The organism is Pseudomonas lactis (assembly GCF_001439845.1).
Classification (GTDB): domain Bacteria; phylum Pseudomonadota; class Gammaproteobacteria; order Pseudomonadales; family Pseudomonadaceae; genus Aquipseudomonas; species Aquipseudomonas lactis.
In genome coordinates, this window is record NZ_JYLO01000017.1 from 38,749 (window position 1) to 56,252 (window position 17,504).

Here is a 17,504-nt window from a genome sequence, read left to right on the forward strand (position 1 = left end):
AGCATTTGTACAAGGATGACTCGCTTGACCTCAGCCAAGACCCATAACGCCATTCATATGTGACATGGATCTCAGGCGTGGATCGATGTGATCAACAAGAAGCTGGAGAGAATGCGCGGGCTCTACAGAAGTTGCCCCTGCGACCTGTTCTGTCGCGCACCTGTGAGAACGTCACCATCCAAGCAAACAACGCGTGACATTTTAACCAGGGGCGATAGCGCTGCCGCCGCCCCTATAGCACTCATGGATTACGACTAGCCAGACGCGTTCCGACGCGACGGGCGATAGGGATAATAAGTTTATGAAGCAAACAGCGCCCAAAAAAGCGCAGGCAACCACAGCTAGGCCACGAAGGCCTTTGACCACGGACACCTTCGACGTATTGGTGCTGGCGACTATGAGCGCCGGCAAAACGTCCTTCATCAACGCCTTGATCGGGCAAGAGCTTCTACACACGGCCAATGAAGCCACCACTGCCTGCATGACCAGCGTCGAACATCGTCAGGGTACGAAGTATTTTAGCGGCGCATGTTATTCGTACTCCGATATTGAGTTAGCACGTCAGCCAAAAACTTCGGCGGAGCTTGTTCGTAACTGGAATGCCAATGCCGAGGTTAAGCGCATCACGCTGGCTGGCAGCTTTAAAATCGTGCCACGTCCGGCACCTGGGCTGGTGCTGCATGACACGCCCGGACCGAATAACAGTCAGGACGACGGGCATGCTCAATTGATGCTTGAGGCGGTACGTACGGTCTCCTTCAAAGCATTGTGCTATGTGCTCAATGCCAGCCAGCTGGGAACGCAGGATGACAGGGCCTTCCTGGAGCAACTTCGCGATGAACTAGCCAGCAAGCCTGGCCACCCGATTTACTTCATTCTCAATAAAGTCGATTTGCTCGACCCAGAAAGGGGCGAAGACATCACCACCTATGTCAGCAGCGTGTACAGCTATCTGACGGCCATAGGTTTCGAGCATCCGATGATCATACCGACCATGGCCAGTACCGCCCTCTATGCCCGCAAGGCATTGAAGGCAGAGACATTGACCCGCACGCAGCGCTCGAAACTTCGGCAAGCCCTAGATGATCTCGGCGATAACAAACGCGCCCTGCTTCACGCCACTGTAGTACCCGACTTTATCAAGAAGCGGGTCTTCAAAACGCTGGCCAGCCTCGAACGGCAGCATCAGGCCAAGCCATCTGACGAGCAGGCCTGCGAGAAAAATGAATTACAACAACTGGTTGCCATCAGCGGCCTTAAAACAGTTGAAATCCTTATAAAACATCAACGGCAATCGGTTGAAAACCCATGAACGCTATCGAAATCAAGCACAACCCATTCACCGTCGACACTGCTTTTCTGATCAACGGGCAAGCCCCCGCAGATGGTTGCAAGCTTTCGAGCTACAAGGAATCGCGACTGCAGGTCTGGGTCGAGAAGCTGTTCGACGAGTTGAACAACCTGTTCAATGGTGACAACAACTACCACATCACCTTCAAGGGCGTAGAGTCGGACTATCTGGATATCGTCGAGGCTGCGGAGGTGGCCATCGCTAAAGGCATGCAGGTCGAGCTGACCTGGATTGAAACGGTACCTACTGAAACTCGCCTGAAACAGATTCGCGAGCTGATGCAAGAGGCTCAGGAACATCCGAAATTTGAGCACTTCATTAACGAAAACGAAGAGGTGCGCAAGTCCTTCAACGAAGCGTTCAACCGCGATTTTGACGTCTATGTCGTGGCCACGATGTCTTCAGGAAAATCGACGCTGATCAACGCCATGCTCGGCCGCGACCTCTTGCCAGCGGCGAACGAGGCCACGACGGCGACCATTGCCCGGATTACTGACAACGATTCGATGACGGGGCGTTTTACAGCTAAGCGATTCAACCGTAGCGGTGACAAGGTAGGCCAGGATGATAATGTCACCCTGGAAACGCTCAAGGAATGGAACCTACTGACTGATACTCAGGTAATTGATATCGAAGGCAATATTGAAGCGATTCAGGAACGTGAAAGCGTGCGCCTGGTATTGACCGATACCCCCGGCCCCAACAACAGCCAGGATGAAGAACACCAGCGTACCACCATGGGCTTCATCTCGGACTCCAAGCGCAACCCGCTGATCCTCTATGTGCTCAACGCCAGCCAACTAGGCACAAATGACGACCGTAACCTTTTGAGCCTGGTCGCCGATACCATGCGCAAGGGGGGCAAACAGAGCAAGGACCGCTTCATCTTCGTGATCAACAAGATGGATGTGTTCGATCCTGAGAACGGCGAAGACCTGCCCTCGGTTTTGGCCCGCGTCAACCAGTACCTCACCAGCAATGATATCCATAACCCACAGATCTATCCGGTATCCGCTAACCTCACGCGCTTGATTCGCAAACCAAGCGACGAGCACACCCGCAAGGAGCGTGGTGAATACAAAGCGATGGCCGACATGTTCAGCGAAGAGCCGAGCATGAACCTGCTCCAGTACATGCCGATTAGCTCGAGGGTCAAACGTAACCTTCGAGAGAGAAAACACTCAGAGTTGCTGCTGAGTAGCGGCCTCCCGGCAGTTGAGGCGATGATCGATGAGTACATCGACAAGTACAACTTCCCGCATCGTTTGAAGCGCGCTTATGACGCCATGACCAAGGCAATCGAGGTGGGGCTCAACGAGGCCGAGTTGATCGAGCAGTTGGATCAGGATGAGCGCTTTCTCCGTCATATCAATGAAGAGATTCAGGCACTTCAGCAACGGCAGGAGCAAGGTTTCGACACGGCAGCTTACAAGGATAAAATCGCGCGGGAAGGTAAAGATCTGCCCGCGGCCACTGAGCGTGAGCTGTCTGAACTCGAGGGCGTGATCCAACCCGTTTTGAGAAAGCTAGCGGAGCGCTTCACTAGCAGTAGCGTGACGGTAAGTATTGCCGAAACACGCATCCAAGAGGCCGAAGAGCAGCTTCAGTTCCAACACAGGAAACTGATCAACGCTTATGAGGCTGTTTTCAGCTCCAGCCAGGAAATCATTCGCCAGGACCTGCACCAGGAGTACCAGCGCTACATCGCCGACCTGTTTAATGATACCCAACACCTGCAGTTGCCTATCCTGGAAGGCATCAAAAAAACGGTCGGGGATATTTCGTTCAACCTCAACGTGAAAAACAACGAAATCCAGGAGCGAGAGATCGTCATCAGCTCCCGCGAGGTCAGTGCCAGCAAGTGGTACAAACCCTTCTCCTGGGGCTCGACCAAGACCGTCCATGAGTATGGGACTGAAACCTTCGTAGATCTCGAGGCCTTGTGGAAAGAGCGAGTCACCCGCGTTGAAGCAGAGTTTGAACGCTTAGTGGACAGCGCCCGAAATGAAATTGAGGTCGGTAAAAATCGCCTGATCGACCAATTCCTGGCATTCATGAACAGGGAGTTCGATACAAAATTCAGTGAGCTGTTGATTTCACTGAGTGAAAAGACGAGCGACCGCAACGCCCGTGAACGGGCAATTGCAGAGGCAAAGGAACTGCATAGCTGGATCGAAGCCTTCAAGTCCAAACTCGACAATACTTTGGCCGTTTAACCTGGAGCTCATATGACAACCTCAACCGCAACGCTCTCCAAAGCCCGAAAAGGCTTTCTAGCGTCACTCGATGACACCCAACTCAGCACTGAACTTTTGCTGGATGTGCTTACACAGGCACAAGCTCAGACCCCTGAACTGGTTGTCAGCTACGAGGCAGGTGAAGCAAAGAGCCCCATAGACAACGATCCAGTCAGTTGGACCAGCTCTTACTACAGCCGTCACAAAATTCTTGCTGAGCACAACTTTTCCCGCGAGCGCCTGGAACACTTGATCCGTGTTCGCGATCACTTCCGCAAACAGAGCATCAAAGGCTTCGTTCCGTCTTCCGAGCGGACGAGTGCCACAGTTGAGAATTCCCGGACTGCGTCGATGCATTACACACCCTCTGCAAACCTCAAGAAGTTCGTCGACGAAGGTGACTTGCTAACGATCCGCACCGCACTGCGGATGGAGTTGAACGACAATCGTCTTTCAAGCGAAGAGCTCCGTGCAGCGCTGTCATGGGTCAAAACCAAAGTACCCGGCCTTTGCGAAAGCTACTCTGAGAAAGCCTTCGCCCGTGCAATGGACCCGGATCGCAACCATTGGACTTCGGAGTACTACGACGGTCAGGTTGTCTACCTGAAGGCCAACTTCGCCGAAGAACGCTACTTGCATCAGATCGACGTACGCTCGTTACTGCGTGAACGGGGCGTAGAAGGCTTCGTTGCGATTGCGCCAAAACCGAAGACCGCCTCAAGCCAAGCCTCGCCAGCAACATTACAACAACAGCATCATTCCTCGCAGTCGCAACGCTCCCCCCTCTCCTCTTCCAGCTCGGAGCTCAACCCTGTGTTCAAAACAGCGTTGATGATCGGTGGCACCATCGCCGCACTGGTGGTCTTTCTGATTGCGCTGGTGAAGTGACCCCATGAATACGACTACCCTCAGTCCACTGGCCATCCGAGAAATCCAGCAAAGCGCTGCCTTGACACTGGAGGCCGGACGGGCACTGATCAATCGCAGCTACCTGTCGGAACTGGATCGATACCCGGTTCACTCCTCCACCGAGGCGGGCGTACTATTCAACCGGGCGAGCGACATGCGGATCTTCCGTGTCGAACGTATCGTCCAGGACAACAAGCAGTCGGTGCTCGAAAGCACGACCGCGGCCTACACCGCACTGGGGGCCGCCGGGTATTCGGTATTCCTCTTCCTGCGCTCCGATGGCCGCGAAACGGACCTGTATATCGGTACCCGTGGCGAATCTGGAAAAATGCTCGGGCAAAACTCCGGCGAACTGCTACGCGAGACCTTCAAGGGGCACTTCTCGGGCAGTGCCTTGCACGCCCTAAATGTCCAGGACGCCAATTCGCTACTTGATACACTGCAGGCGGAAAAGGACAACCCCGCTGCCAGTATCACCGCAGTGACGGGCGTGCCGGCGCTGTCCACCGAAAACCGCGAGCATTTCATGCAGGGGCTTGAGCGCTTTATCGATGCGGCTGAGCAGCGCGTCTATCAAGCGGTGATTCTGGCCGAGCCGGTGTCTTCGCAGAACCTAGACCTGATCCGTGCCGGTTACGAGCAGGTCGCAACTCAGCTCTCGCCACTGCTCAAGCAGCAACTGTCGTTCGGTGAGCAGGAAAGTGACAGTGTCGGGCTCAGCATCAGCCAAGGCCTGAGCGATTCACTGGGGCACAGCCTAGGCCTGACGGAAACCAAGGGTACGTCGGAAACTATTGGTACCTCGACCACTGAAACGACTGGAACCAGCGAGTCGTTCAGTGCGCAGACCACGCTCGGCAAATTGGCATCCTTTGGCGGCAAGATGGTCGGTTCATTGTTCAATGAGCAACGGACCACAGGCACCACACAATCCACCGCCCAAGGCCGCAGCGAAACCCACGGCACGTCCTGGAGCGAGTCTGCATCCAGGACCACCTCGACAACCCAGACCAACAGCACAACCGACAGCCGCTCGCTCAACAAGACCACCGGCGCCAACCGCCAGATCTCGATCGAGATGACCGACAAGACCATCGAGCAACTGTTGAGCAAAATCGATCACCACCTGCTACGCATCGACGAAGCCAAGACCTACGGCGGCTGGAACTCGGCCGCTTACTTCATCGGCGACAGCAAGGCATCGTCCGAGTCACTGGCAAGCATCTTTCTCGGCCTCGTTCGCGGCAGCAAGTCCAGCCACGAAGACTTCGCCCTGACCACCTGGACCTCAAACCACAAGTCAGCGGTGCTGAGCTGGCTCTCAACCTTCAGCCATCCGCAGCTCAAGCCTGGCTTCTCGACGCGGGTGCCGATCAGCTATGTTACCCCTGCCACGCTGATCTCCAGCAAAGAAATGGCCATTCAAATGAGCCTGCCACGGCGCTCAACCTCGACGGTGTCAGTGGTCGAGACCCAGGCTTTCGGGCGCAAGGTGCAGCGCCTGGATGGCAACGCCACACTGTCTTGCAAGGACAGGACGCTGACCCTGGGCAACATCCGTCACCTCTGGGAAAACCTGCCACAGACGATTGAACTGAGCCTGGATCAGCTGTCCAGCCACGTCTTCGTCAGCGGTTCGACCGGTGCCGGCAAAAGCAACACGCTATACGAAATGCTCAACCAGGTCAGTGCCGCGGGCGTACCGTTCCTGGTCATCGAACCGGCCAAGGGCGAGTACAAGCACGTCTTCGGACAGCGCTCGGATGTCAGTGTGTTCGGCACCCACCCGGCCCACAGCGACCTGCTCAGGATCAACCCCTTCCGCTTCCCGAGTGCAATCCATGTGCTGGAGCATGTGGATCGGCTGGTGGAGATATTCAACGTGTGCTGGCCGATGTATGCGGCCATGCCTGCGGTGCTCAAAGAAGCGATCCTGCAGGCGTACCAAGCCTGTGGCTGGGACCTGGAGCTGTCCAGCAACCGCTACAGCGATAGCTTGTTCCCGACCTTCACCGATCTGCTCAGCACACTGGAAACAGTCATCGAAGCATCGGCCTACTCCCAGGAACTCAAGGGCAACTACATAGGTTCGCTGTCTACGCGGATCAAATCCCTCACCAACGGCTTGAATGGCCAGATCTTCGCTGCGAATGAAATCGACAGCAGCGTTCTGTTCGACAGCAATGTGATCATCGATCTTAGCCGCATAGGCTCGTCCGAAACCAAAGCCCTGATCATGGGCATCCTGATCATGCGCCTGAGTGAACACCGCATGGCGTTTGGCGGAATGAATCAACCGCTGCGTCACGTCACCGTACTTGAAGAAGCACACAACATTCTCAAACGCAGCCCTTCCGAAGGGGGGGGCGAAGGCTCGAGCATGGTCGGCAAGTCGGTTGAAATGCTGACCAATGCGATTGCCGAAATGCGCACCTATGGTGAAGGTTTCATCATCGCTGACCAGTCGCCGCATGCGGTCGATATCGCAGCGATCCGCAATACCAACACCAAAATCATCATGCGCCTGCCCGATGAGATGGACCGACGCCTGATCGGCAAATCCGTGGCCCTGCGTGATGATCAGCTCGAAGAGATCGCGAAGCTGCCCAAGGGCGTTGCCATCGTCTACCAGAACGACTGGCTGGAGCCGGTGCTGTGCCAGGTCAGGAAGTTCGCCGGTCGAGAAACAACCTACATCTACCGCCCCGCAGCAAATGCCAATATCAACAGTAGCCACTTCAATCAACAGTTGCTCAGCTTACTGCTGGCACAGCGTATTAACACGCCGGTTGAAGTAGAGGTGGCACTGCTGGAAAACGGCTTGTGCAACCTGCCGTTGCTTGCCCGGTGCAAAATTGCCTTGCTCCAAGCGCTCGACGAGTACAAGGAAGATCAACAGCTGACACTGTGGAAACCGGAAGCCTTCGCTTACACCTCGCAATTGGTGGTCGACTTTCTCGGCTGCCGCAAGCTGGTGCAGCAGGCGATTCAGTCGGCGACCGATTATGGCCACCTGAGTGATCTGCTTGACCAATTGCTGAAGGGTTGTGTTGCCGGCCTTGGTCAGGAATTGGCCCTAGCCGCCCAACAATGCCTGATGAAAGACTTCAGTTTGCAGCATGACAGCCACCTCGAGATCTATTCCATGTGGCGCACCCGCCGTAAAACAGAGAGTGTCCTGTGAAATTTGAAAACTTCTCCGCCGAAAAAATCGAGGTTCCATCGAAGCTGGCGTTGATTGCCCGGGAAATGCCCGACAAATGTCTGAACGTCGCTGAACTCGACAAGCCAATGGCGCTCACCCAGGAAAATCGCCTGGAGTTGCCCGAGGTCTCTGCCGAAACACGCGAACGCCTAGAGCACCTGGGTTTTCCAGAAGAGGTGCTCGATGTAATCGGCAGTGAGGCCGAAGCTCGTATCTACGAGGATGCCAACCTGGAACCGGCGCAGGTCAATGGCAAGGATGCGCTGATTCGCACGGATATCGATTACGACCAGAAAGACCTGTTCGGCAACACCAACCTGGAACGGATGCAGATGGGCAAGGCGCCGCTGGATGCGAACGGCAAACCGATCGAACTCCACCATATTGGTCAGAAGCAGGATTCTCCGCTCGCCGAACTGACCAGCAGCGAACATCGTGGCAATGGCAATGACAATGTGCTGCACAACAAGCAGAAAGAGTCGGAAATCAATCGAGAAGATTTCGACAAAGAACGAAAAGACTACTGGAAGGCGCGAGCTGAACAGATCGAAAACCAGCAGTGAGTACGAGCCCCTCTTATGAAAAAACTAAAAGATTTGGTTGACCGTTATCAGGCTAATACCCGCCCTGCGGACTCGGCCAGCATCACTGCGCTCCAGGAACAGCTTGGTTTTGCTCTTTCTGCCGAGTACACGTCGTTCCTGTCAACATTCGGGGTGATTGTCTTTGAGGCCTATGAAACCTATGGTCTTGGTGTTCCGAATGACTATTACCTGCATGTCCTGAACAGTTTTACAGATCTTTCGCGCGATCCAAGCTACCCGAAAAATGCTGTACCGCTGATCGAAACCGGGGACGGCCAGTACTATCTATACGACAACAAGGCCCAAAAGGTTCTGCTATGGTCTACTCCCAATGGCGGTGTGATCCGGGTATTGGACGTTGACCTTGATCAATTTTTGATCAGTCATATCTTTGCTGAATAGCAACGTGTGCGGTATTGGTGTTCAAGTGATACTCAAGACCGCACTACCTAGGCGAACAGGAAAAACCTACCGCGGAGGCTGTCAGCTTCGTTTGAAGAACTAACTGAGTGCAGTCGCTACTGCACTCAGCTCCTGCAACCGCCGGGCAATCAACATCCAGAAAAACCGTAATTGTTTCACCTTCATCCGGGATCCGGAATAGAACGCCGATATCTTCAATTACATACGGACCGTCTCTATATCCGCGTATGCCACCAATATCAACGCACACAGCTTCCAAGAACCCTACGCCAACTTGAACAATGGCCCCTCCCAAAGCTCGTTACATTTACCCGTTCCCGGCAGAAGGCGACAGACGCGTCCAGCGACAGACAAGTCTGGGCAATAAACAGCCCAGCCCAATGGCATGTAGACATGATGTCTACATGCCCAGCGCTTGTAATGCCTTTACCGGCTCGACAAAAATTCGACCAGTGTTCTCTCCAACAACCCTGGAGGTCGGGTAGTCAGCGAGGTGCTCTGGCACTGGGGACATCGATCAAACCGATATCCTGGCCGCAGCACGTCACTTTGCGGTGCCACTGTTTTCCTCCACCCGCAACTAATGCAGACATAGGTAAGAAGTCTAGGCCTCATGGGCATGGTAGTTCTCCAAATGCTGATACGCACTCAATGACTTAACTCACTCAGTCCCCGGGATAGGCCCGCTCGATCTGTTCATCGAGCTCCCCGCCATGTCCACAATAATCACTAGGTACACGTTCAATATCCTCGGCAATCTGCTCGATCACTTCGCGCAGCTCCAATTGCCCGTACCATCGAGCAGGAATCGCCGCAGCACCATACTGAACTCCCAACAGGTGCCCGGCGATCAACCCGGTGCCGTCACTGTCGCCACCGTGATTCACCGCAGTGATCACGCCCTCCTCGAACGAGCGCGCGGCCAGGGCGCACCACAACCCAATAGCCAACGCCTCTTCGGCGACCCAACCGCCGCCGAATTCGCCTATGCGTTGCGGGGTGGGTTGGTAGCCCTCGTAAAAGAAGAACAGCACGCGCTCGATTAGACTACGTGTTTCTTCCATACCGGGCATTTGTCCGTAATTGGCCAAGCTTTGAGTAACTGCGTGCTCCAGACTGTCTTGCCGATCGACAATGCGCTGGAGAATATCGGCGAACAGTCCGGCCGCCAGGTAGCCCGTGGGGTGCCCGTGGGTCAGGCGTCCTGACTGAGCAGCGTAGTCAAAGGCGTTGGCAAAGAACGCACAGGGCGCGACACGCATCACGGCGCCACAGTCTTTACTGTTGTTCTCGGCAACAGCACCTAGCCGTAGACTGGCCTTGAGTGCACTGATGCAGGTAGTGCCAGGAGCGCGACGAGACCAGAGCGCCAGTTGCTCGACCAACCACCCATCCCGGCTGATAGGCATCGCCGTAGGGTAATCCTGGGTCATCAGCCAGCGCAGCAACGCATGATGGATAATGCTCGGAACGTGGCAAATCCCCCGCGAACTGCCGCGAACATAAGCCCGCAGCAAGCCTTCTGCGGTGAAAAGCATCATCTGCGTGTCGTCGGTGATGGCGCCGGTGATACCGAAAGCAGGGGCAAAATCAACGATACCTTGTGGACCGAATTTAGCTTCGATTGCAGGCCATTCGAGGAACTCCACCGGGGCGCCCAACGCATCGCCGACGGCACCGCCCAACAGACAGCCTTTGATCCGTTCAAGTCTGTTCATGTCCTTTCCCTTATCCCTCTGCCGGGATCAATTCCTGCAAAATCACCAGCTTTCTTTGCAACTGCTCTATGTGCTCTTTCTCAGCTCGCAGCGCCGAACGCAGTTCCCGATTTTCCATTTCCCAAATCCGCGCCCAGCGCACGTCCTTTTGGAAGCCAAGAGCCATTTGCCAGAGTTCACGCAACCTCAGGCACTGCAGCAGAAGCACCAGCAGGATTGCCCCCATCATCACCAATGCAGCCGTCGAAACTGCTTCCGACATACTCATGCCCACTTCCTTCCGTGAGTTCGATTCATCTCGAAGACAAACACAAGATATGTAGTGATTAGTGACAGGTCTAGAATGTAGACTTATACAGGTAAAGTATTCGCGCACATGGAGAGGTTATGAAACGCAAGCAGTCCATCGAACAAGTCCGCTGGGACCTGGCACTTCGCTATCGTTTGATAGAAACCGTTGCCTGGTGGGAAGGCCGCCTGACCACGGGGCACTTGATGCAGAGCTTCGGCATCAGCCGACAGCAGGCATCCAAAGACATCAACACCTACATCAACGAGCATGCGTCTAAAAACCTTACATATGACAAAAAAATAAAGGGCTATGTGCCCAGCAAGGCATTCAAGCCGCTGTTCATTGACGACAGTGCCAGCGCCTATTTGCACCTGCTGTATCAAAACAATGCGCGCGCGCCGCACATTGAGGGCCTGGCCCTCGCATATGCCCACACCAAGGTGCTGGAAGTGCCGGATCGCTCGATCAAGGCGGAGATCCTTCGGCCGTTGCTCAAGGCTTGCCGCGACCACCTGCGCCTGGATATTGACTACGTTTCGCTGAATAGCCCAGACCCCGAGGGCCGCACGATCGCGCCGCATACCCTGGTGTACACCGGCATGCGCTGGCACGTTCGCGCCTACTGTGAGAAAAATCGTGAATACCGCGATTTTGTTCTGAGTCGACTACGTGGTGTGCCCGACGTGCGGGATGATGAAACCGAAAATGGCATCGATGGAGATGATGTCTGGAACACCGAGGTGGCGGTGATCATCAAGCCCGACGAGCGCCTGACGCTGGCGCAGAAGGCGATCATCCAGACTGATTTCGGTATGGTGGATGGGCAGCTAGAGATTCCCAGTCGCCAAGCGTTAGTCAAGTATGTGTTGCAGCGGTATCAGATCGATCCCAAGAATCTAGACCCAAAACCAGAGGCACAACAGATAGTGGCGGGGAACCTGAAGGAGTTGAAACCCTGGTTGTATGACTGAGGGAGTCAGGCACACATCTCCATTCCAGGCAGCGCGTTCCCTGAACTTACGCATTGCAGCGTAACACTCAGGGGCCGAGCGCGTCAGAAGTCGTCGTAAATCGAGTGGGCCTGGGCGAGGTCGTTCTTGATTAGCTGGAAAAACCCACGCTCCACATCCGCCACCCGGTATCTCCCATCGTAGTAAGTCGAACTGATGCAACGACACTCAGAGCGCCAAAGATCGTACACCTGCTCGTTGGCTTGGGTAATTGGAATGCTTGTCGGATATAGGGTCAGTCGATCTAAAGCCCGGCTGATTGGCCGGGCTTGTTTCTTCAACTTACAGATCTGCAAATCCAGCACGCAATACTCCTGGGGGTTCAGGAACATCAGAATCTTGGACACGAAAGAGATATTTGAGTAGCTGGGAAACCCGAGTCGCTTGAGCGCAGCCAACGAGGGGGTACCTGTGCTAACCAGGCCATTGAACGAGGCGTAAGGAGCAAACGAGCCAATCAGTGAGTTAAATTTTGCGAATCGGCTATCTCTGTAGCCGGCCGTCGCGTTTCCCCAATAAATGATGTTGCCCAGGCCTTGCTCGATATCGGTAGGCACCGTCGACCGCAGTTGAGTCTGAATGATCGACTCCAGTTGCTGAATACTGCTCGCGACCTGAGGGTTCTGCTGTTTCGGCAATGCGTGATCGTAGTAGTCCAAAGGGAAGCTATAGGTATGGATGGAGTGCTGCAGGGCCTCTATCTGGGTCCGGTTTAACGGCATAGGTTGTTCCTTTAAGGGTCAACAGAGGGCAGCGCCAGTTGCGCCAACGGTGTTACCGATGAGAGACGTATCGACACGAAGTCATGTTTCTTGAGTTTGCTGCATTGGATGAATGAGGATGCTTACTTGAACTCGCTTTAGGTTCCGGCTGTCGCAGCCGGTCCACGCTCGGGAATCACATCAAGCCTTTCCGTCACACTCATCTACGAAAGAATGCCGTCAAACTTCCTCGCTTTCAGCCCCGGGATGACGCTGCCCCTAGGACTTTCCATCCATACGCATTTGACCTTGAGCTGGACACAGATGGCGCTGCCGATATCGATGTCGAGCCCCACTAGATTACCGTCGAGAGCCTTCGACTCGAACGGCGAACTGGGATTGACACCGAAGCGAATGACAGTCCATTCCTTTGCATAGATTGGGGCCAAACTCAGGCAGCTCAGCGAATAACCGGAGCAATCGAAAGGTCAGCGCCTTTTCACTCATAGGAAAATTGTCACGACAGGAATTGTCGCAAGCTTAGCGATAATGGAACCTCACCGCAAAAAACCGATCACAGGGGCCTCTCATGACGCGCAATGACTACCTTATTAATCCGACCGTAAAAGATTTCATCGAGTGGCTCAGCGGCAACCTGGACAACGCCACGATTCGTCATCAGTACCTGAATCGACAGAGTAAAACCTTGTGGTATTGCGACAGCCTTGCCGACGCTTACTCGGCATACCAATGGCAACATCCTGCAATCAAGCGCCTGCAGGTTCCGGCAGGTAAAACCGCAGTGAGCAACGATGTAGCTCTCAGCGCCCTAAAGGCCGACCTACAGAAGGCGTTGGCACTCGCCCCAGCGGTCAACGATGGAGCGTGCTGCCAAGCTGCTATCGACGTGATGATATGGGGCGGTGTACAGAGCAATAACGTTACCTGGCTCAATATGAACTTGCGCGGCCTGGCAGCTACCCTATCAGCCACCCGTGACGCCATCGACGCTGGCGTAACCGACGTCCCCATCCTTCAGGCCAAAGACCTCCGATTCAACGCTGGCATGACCAAGGTCTACTCGCTGGTCTGCAAGGACTTTATCATTTATGACAGCCGTGTCGCAGCAGCGCTTGGCTGGGGCGTAGTGATGTACTGCAAAGCTCGACAACTGAAGACTGTGCCGGAAACCTTGACTTTCCCATGGGCACCAGCGAAGGAAACCGGTAAGCATTTCGTGAAATCCCGAAACCCATCCGAAGGAACGCTTCGTTTCCCCCGCCTGAAAGCTGGTTCCCACCATGCGGAATGGAACATGAAAGCAAGCTGGATTCTCAGCAGTGTAGTTGCCCATCCAAACGCTGCTGCGAGCGCATTCCTAGCCAATGACGGAACCAACGTTGATCCACTCCGCCGCCTGGAGGCCGCTTTATTTATGATCGGGTATGATCTTTGGAATTACCCAGAGGAAGACCAAGGATCAACTCAACAGTTCGAGCAGGATCTCTCATGGATCGATTGCTGCACACCAACTCGCTGCAAGCCCTTCCGCTACAAGCTCACCGATGAAGGTTTCAGCGTTGAAGGAGGTCCGTACTTCCCTATCGGGGTCGTAAACAAAACCTTGGGCAACCTCCAGAAAACGTTCGGCATCCAGCCTTTCCCGTTAGCCAACAAGGCCGATAACGTACGCAACGGTGATAGCGCCGAAGGGATCGGAACCGCATACCACCATGCTACAAACGGACGTGGCAACATCCCCGACACCAGCAAGCTGGCGGCGATTCTCGAAAATCTTGGGGTATTCACTGTAAATCACAGCACCAAACTATGGGCGCTGAACGCTGACCTGTTAGCTACGAACGTCGACGGGCAGCCCGACATCGCGCCGGTCATTCTGCGTACGATGGATGAGGATACGATTAGCTGACATTAGTCCATGGGCCAAACGAACATCTTCTCGGTGATAATTGTCGGCGGGCATCTGAGCCGACAGTCTAAAGGGAGATCGGCCTCGCGTTTTGACCGGCCGCTTTGGGTCCAGGCTGTGTGAAAACCTCAAAGTTGGGTTGGTTTAAGGGGTACTTTGCTCCTCCACTTCCAACTAGTAGATCGTCGCATATGCCCGATTACAGGAGGTCGATTTTTGAGTGAGTCGACCTTCGCTGGGGTTTTCGCACAGCCTAGGTCGATTGCTACAGGTCGTAAATGGCTGGAATCAGCCAAAGCCACCCCTTGGCCTCATACCAGCAACTGAGATTAATCGCGACTACCCCGATTCCGATAACCTCTGCGAAAATACACTTATTCCAACTGCCCTCATATTACGAGGAACGGGCACATTCCGGCGCGCCGTGTTAAGCATCTATATATGTTAAGCGGCGCTCCAGATCAGCCAATGATTGTTCTCGGTAAAGCGCGATACTCACTATATCGGCTCTAGGCGGTAGCTAGCAGATTTGTCGATTAACTCAAAAAATAACTCGCCCTCACCTTTTCTGGGCACAGAAGATGCCGCCCAGAACGTTGCATGGGTCCGCGCCAGCTCGCAGAGTTCATGTACTACACCACTCTCAAGGCGTAGGTTTTCCAACTCATCGCGCTTCAGACCCGGGAGGAACAATAAGGCGATATCGCGTTTTTGGTTAACGGAAATTTCGGTTAACTCCTTGCTGTGACGGCTGAGCCACTGGGTAATCAGACGAATATCGGCGTGGTGCCTGGCATCAACCACTTCAAGCTGTGCCAGCTTTATCGCTGAAGGTGCCACTATTAACTGACACGCAACGTATCGATCACTCCCTACCAAGGCTGCGCTGGCATTCAGCAAAGCCAATTCCGGTGTGGGGCTGGCATATGTTGAATGGCGTCGGGATGGGTAATGTTCAGGCCGTAACCATTCCCACAGGTTATCGACCACATACGGGACATTACTGGGAATCCTAGCTGACATCTGGCGTTTGATTCCCTCTGCTGATGCCGCCAATTTGCTTTCAGGTATTGCCCGAAAAAGGTCTGCGCTCATGCGTTGCTCCTTATGTTCATCTATCTTCAAAGTTTCTTCGAGACAGCAAAAAAATGAGGTCGACGACTATCGACGCCCATGTCCAGTGCCCACTGGCTGCCAAGCCGAATAGCATGATCACGCCAGAAGTCAAACATGAGTCCATCCGGGTCTGGCGGTGCCAGCAGGGTCGAGTTATAGAGATAGGCCAAATGCTCGGCCGCCATCATGTGTCCCTTCATTGCCGCCCATTGCAGCCAGTAGATTCCGAGTGCCCGTTCATGAGTGAGTGAGTGGTTATCCAGCACCAAGCAACCCAAGAGGAAGCAGGCATCAAGATCATCGCCGTCAGCTGCCCATATGTACCACTGCACAGCTTTGTGATGATCAGCCGTCCAGTCGTCGGTACTTTCGCAATACAGACTACCCAGCACGCGCGCGGCGCACAGAACACCGCCCTCGTACGCCTGTTCGTAGTAGCTGATAGCCAGATCCCGATCAACCGGTACACCCTTGCCATAGAAGGCTTGCTCGCCGAGATTGAAAGCCGCCTCTGCGGAACCAAGAATGAAGGCTAACTTGAAAAGCTGTCGGGCCAGAGCAGGCTCAAACAGTACTCGACTGCCATTGAGCTATAGCCAGCCCAGGTCATTCAAAGCATTAGGGTCTGAAGCCATCGCATCACCACGCAGAGATTCATAGTGGACTCGTAACCTGCCAGGTTCGACCATGCCGCGAAGCGGATTGGCGGCCTTGATTTGATAGTAAGTCGCCAGGCAAAAATCGTTGGCTTGGCTGATCTCCAAAATTCGTAGTGAAGGAATACCGATGCCGGCATAAAGGGCCAGCACGTCGTTCGGCTCGAAAAACCGGATGCCATTGACCATGGGCAATATGCCCTCCAATAGATTGAACACCTGGGAGTCTTTAGTCATGCTCATGTCCTGATCGGCGAACTTATTGGCCCGACCATTCTCCAGACAGGCGCGACAACCTGTGTCGCATAGCAATCCACATAATTGAAAGGCAGGGATATCGCAGTGGAACAACTCTTTCGTCAGGAAGTGCTGCTAGGTTTGCTACCCCGCATGGAAAGCGCCATCGACACAAAAACCATCCATGAACGCCTCGAAAATCAAGGAATATCTGTCGACCTACGCACCCTACAACGCCATCTACGCGAGTTGGAGAAACGCTTCCCTCATGTAAAAAGTAAACCTAAATCACCTAAAGCCAAAGCTAGGATCTGGTGGGCAGACAGATCACTTTCTCGCCTAAGCCTGCTACCGACCGATGCGATGAACCTAGTGATGATCATGGACCACGCCAGTCGGTTTGGTATGGCGGCCCAAGTCACCAATCTTTCGGCACTGCATGAATATGCCCGGTCTTTGATGCGTGAAGCCCGGCCGTCTCAGGACTGGTCTAAGAAAGTCATCAGCAATACCCGCTTCATCACTTTAAGGCCGGGTAAAGTAGACCCTCAAGTGCTCGAAACCCTTCAAAAGGCGCTACTTGATGACTACGCTATTGAAGCTCAATACCTCAAGCGCGGCGCACGCGAAGCTAAGTCCTATCGTCTTCTACCGCTTGGATTGTCCTATCAAGATTCCAACATTTACCTCTCCTGCGTATTTGCGAATCAAATAGACACCCGGCCGGTGGCCTTGCCACTACATCGGTTCATTTCAGTCACAACAATTCCAGAAACAATAGCGGCCCCTGAAAACTACGATATCAACTCGGTTAGCGCACAGCGAAGCCTGATCAGCCTTGCGTCGGATGAGCCGGTACCGCTACGTCTGCTTTTAAGCCAAGAGATGTACGAGCGACTAGCGGAAAACCCACTCACAGCAGATCAACAACTGCTCGATGAAAATGGCTGCCGAACGATGGTAGGCAGCACCCACCTAAGCCAAGGACTAGAGCTTTGGCTTCTCAGCCAAGGTGACAATCTTGAAGTGGTCGAGCCGTCTATCCTGCGCGAGAAAATGGCAGCCACCGCACAAAAAATGGCGGCGCTTTATTTGAAATAATTAGAATACGACATAGCGTGTCGCACGTTGCGTA

The 17,504-nt window shown here is 54.1% G+C and carries 15 protein-coding genes and 2 pseudogenes; 9 read left to right on the top strand and 8 right to left on the bottom strand.

The features are described from left to right. Window positions 1-301: 301 nt before the first annotated feature. Genes TX24_RS25800 through TX24_RS25825 form a run of 6 tightly spaced genes read left to right on the top strand, consistent with a single transcriptional unit; the run spans window position 302 to window position 8,688 of the window. Window positions 302-1,312 (top strand): dynamin family protein, encoded by a 1,011-nt coding sequence (locus TX24_RS25800; protein ID WP_082628878.1) that lies wholly within the window; start codon window positions 302-304, stop codon window positions 1,310-1,312. Further along, window positions 1,309-3,567: a dynamin family protein gene (locus tag TX24_RS25805; protein ID WP_057711633.1), complete on the top strand. Its 2,259-nt coding sequence runs from the start codon at window positions 1,309-1,311 to the stop codon at window positions 3,565-3,567. The genes TX24_RS25800 and TX24_RS25805 overlap by 4 nt, the downstream gene beginning before the upstream one ends. A 12-nt stretch (window positions 3,568-3,579) precedes the next feature. After that, a complete protein-coding gene (locus TX24_RS25810; RefSeq protein ID WP_057711635.1) occupies window positions 3,580-4,476 on the top strand; it encodes a hypothetical protein in 897 nt (298 codons plus the stop codon). 4 nt (window positions 4,477-4,480) lie between these two features. Further along, entirely contained in the window at window positions 4,481-7,681 is a 3,201-nt protein-coding gene (locus TX24_RS25815) for an ATP-binding protein (protein WP_057711637.1), read from the top strand. Beyond that, window positions 7,678-8,265, top strand: a complete 588-nt coding sequence (locus tag TX24_RS25820) for an HNH/ENDO VII family nuclease (RefSeq protein ID WP_057711639.1) — start codon at window positions 7,678-7,680, stop codon at window positions 8,263-8,265. Before TX24_RS25815 ends, TX24_RS25820 begins: the two co-directional genes overlap by 4 nt. A gap of 15 nt (window positions 8,266-8,280) precedes the next feature. Continuing rightward, on the top strand, window positions 8,281-8,688 hold the full coding sequence (locus TX24_RS25825; RefSeq protein ID WP_057711641.1) for an SMI1/KNR4 family protein: 408 nt from the start codon (window positions 8,281-8,283) through the stop codon (window positions 8,686-8,688). A gap of 686 nt (window positions 8,689-9,374) precedes the next feature. Here TX24_RS25825 and TX24_RS25830 read toward each other — a convergent pair. Together TX24_RS25830 and TX24_RS25835 are read right to left on the bottom strand one after the other, a co-directional pair. Continuing rightward, complete coding sequence (locus TX24_RS25830) at window positions 9,375-10,427, bottom strand: ADP-ribosylglycohydrolase family protein (RefSeq protein WP_057711643.1); 1,053 nt, start codon at window positions 10,425-10,427, stop codon at window positions 9,375-9,377. A 10-nt stretch (window positions 10,428-10,437) separates the two neighbouring features. Then, on the bottom strand, window positions 10,438-10,695 hold the full coding sequence (locus TX24_RS25835) for a hypothetical protein (protein WP_057711645.1): 258 nt from the start codon (window positions 10,693-10,695) through the stop codon (window positions 10,438-10,440). 119 nt (window positions 10,696-10,814) lie between these two features. On the opposite strand from TX24_RS25835, the gene TX24_RS25840 reads away from it, so the two are divergent. Continuing rightward, window positions 10,815-11,690, top strand: a complete 876-nt coding sequence (locus TX24_RS25840) for a helix-turn-helix transcriptional regulator (protein WP_057711647.1) — start codon at window positions 10,815-10,817, stop codon at window positions 11,688-11,690. A gap of 83 nt (window positions 11,691-11,773) precedes the next feature. On the opposite strand, the gene TX24_RS25845 is transcribed toward TX24_RS25840, so the two are convergent. Next, window positions 11,774-12,451 carry a hypothetical protein gene (locus tag TX24_RS25845; protein ID WP_057711649.1) on the bottom strand — a complete coding sequence of 226 codons (678 nt, stop codon included), beginning with the start codon at window positions 12,449-12,451 and terminating at the stop codon, window positions 11,774-11,776. A gap of 206 nt (window positions 12,452-12,657) precedes the next feature. Further along, a pseudogene (locus tag TX24_RS25850) lies at window positions 12,658-12,894 on the bottom strand (transporter substrate-binding domain-containing protein); the annotation flags it as partial. A 125-nt stretch (window positions 12,895-13,019) separates the two neighbouring features. On the opposite strand from TX24_RS25850, the gene TX24_RS32355 reads away from it, so the two are divergent. Continuing rightward, entirely contained in the window at window positions 13,020-14,360 is a 1,341-nt protein-coding gene (locus TX24_RS32355) for a hypothetical protein (RefSeq protein ID WP_186354437.1), read from the top strand. 498 nt (window positions 14,361-14,858) lie between these two features. Here TX24_RS32355 and TX24_RS25860 read toward each other — a convergent pair whose 3' ends face one another. The 4 genes and pseudogenes from TX24_RS25860 to TX24_RS32660 form a co-directional block, all read right to left on the bottom strand. Next, window positions 14,859-15,455 carry a hypothetical protein gene (locus TX24_RS25860; protein ID WP_057711653.1) on the bottom strand — a complete coding sequence of 199 codons (597 nt, stop codon included), beginning with the start codon at window positions 15,453-15,455 and terminating at the stop codon, window positions 14,859-14,861. Window positions 15,456-15,481: 26 nt separating this feature from the next. Next, the gene (locus TX24_RS32650) at window positions 15,482-15,664 is read right to left on the bottom strand and encodes a hypothetical protein (RefSeq protein WP_233445888.1); all 183 of its coding nucleotides are present in this window, start codon (window positions 15,662-15,664) and stop codon (window positions 15,482-15,484) included. Window positions 15,665-15,934: 270 nt separating this feature from the next. Beyond that, window positions 15,935-16,048 (bottom strand): annotated as a pseudogene (locus tag TX24_RS33010) (tetratricopeptide repeat protein); the annotation flags it as partial. 18 nt (window positions 16,049-16,066) lie between these two features. Continuing rightward, the gene (locus TX24_RS32660; RefSeq protein ID WP_233445887.1) at window positions 16,067-16,369 is read right to left on the bottom strand and encodes a hypothetical protein; all 303 of its coding nucleotides are present in this window, start codon (window positions 16,367-16,369) and stop codon (window positions 16,067-16,069) included. Between the two features lie 105 nt (window positions 16,370-16,474). Here TX24_RS32660 and TX24_RS25870 point away from each other — a divergent pair, with 105 nt between their 5' ends. Next, on the top strand, window positions 16,475-17,470 hold the full coding sequence (locus TX24_RS25870; protein WP_057711655.1) for a helix-turn-helix transcriptional regulator: 996 nt from the start codon (window positions 16,475-16,477) through the stop codon (window positions 17,468-17,470). Window positions 17,471-17,504: the final 34 nt, after the last annotated feature.

Bases quoted from the DNA above. Each gene is read 5' to 3' on its own strand.
- TX24_RS25800 (WP_082628878.1), top strand. From the start codon at position 302: ATGAAGCAAACAGCGCCCAAAAAAGCGCAGGCAACCACAGCTAGGCCA.
- TX24_RS25830 (WP_057711643.1), bottom strand. From the start codon at position 10,427: ATGAACAGACTTGAACGGATCAAAGGCTGTCTGTTGGGCGGTGCCGTC.
- TX24_RS32650 (WP_233445888.1), bottom strand. From the start codon at position 15,664: ATGATGGCGGCCGAGCATTTGGCCTATCTCTATAACTCGACCCTGCTG.
- TX24_RS25810 (WP_057711635.1), top strand. From the start codon at position 3,580: ATGACAACCTCAACCGCAACGCTCTCCAAAGCCCGAAAAGGCTTTCTA.
- TX24_RS32660 (WP_233445887.1), bottom strand. From the start codon at position 16,369: ATGACTAAAGACTCCCAGGTGTTCAATCTATTGGAGGGCATATTGCCC.
- TX24_RS25825 (WP_057711641.1), top strand. From the start codon at position 8,281: ATGAAAAAACTAAAAGATTTGGTTGACCGTTATCAGGCTAATACCCGC.
- TX24_RS25815 (WP_057711637.1), top strand. From the start codon at position 4,481: ATGAATACGACTACCCTCAGTCCACTGGCCATCCGAGAAATCCAGCAA.
- TX24_RS32355 (WP_186354437.1), top strand. From the start codon at position 13,020: ATGACGCGCAATGACTACCTTATTAATCCGACCGTAAAAGATTTCATC.
- TX24_RS25805 (WP_057711633.1), top strand. From the start codon at position 1,309: ATGAACGCTATCGAAATCAAGCACAACCCATTCACCGTCGACACTGCT.
- TX24_RS25860 (WP_057711653.1), bottom strand. From the start codon at position 15,455: ATGAGCGCAGACCTTTTTCGGGCAATACCTGAAAGCAAATTGGCGGCA.
- TX24_RS25845 (WP_057711649.1), bottom strand. From the start codon at position 12,451: ATGCCGTTAAACCGGACCCAGATAGAGGCCCTGCAGCACTCCATCCAT.
- TX24_RS25835 (WP_057711645.1), bottom strand. From the start codon at position 10,695: ATGAGTATGTCGGAAGCAGTTTCGACGGCTGCATTGGTGATGATGGGG.
- TX24_RS25840 (WP_057711647.1), top strand. From the start codon at position 10,815: ATGAAACGCAAGCAGTCCATCGAACAAGTCCGCTGGGACCTGGCACTT.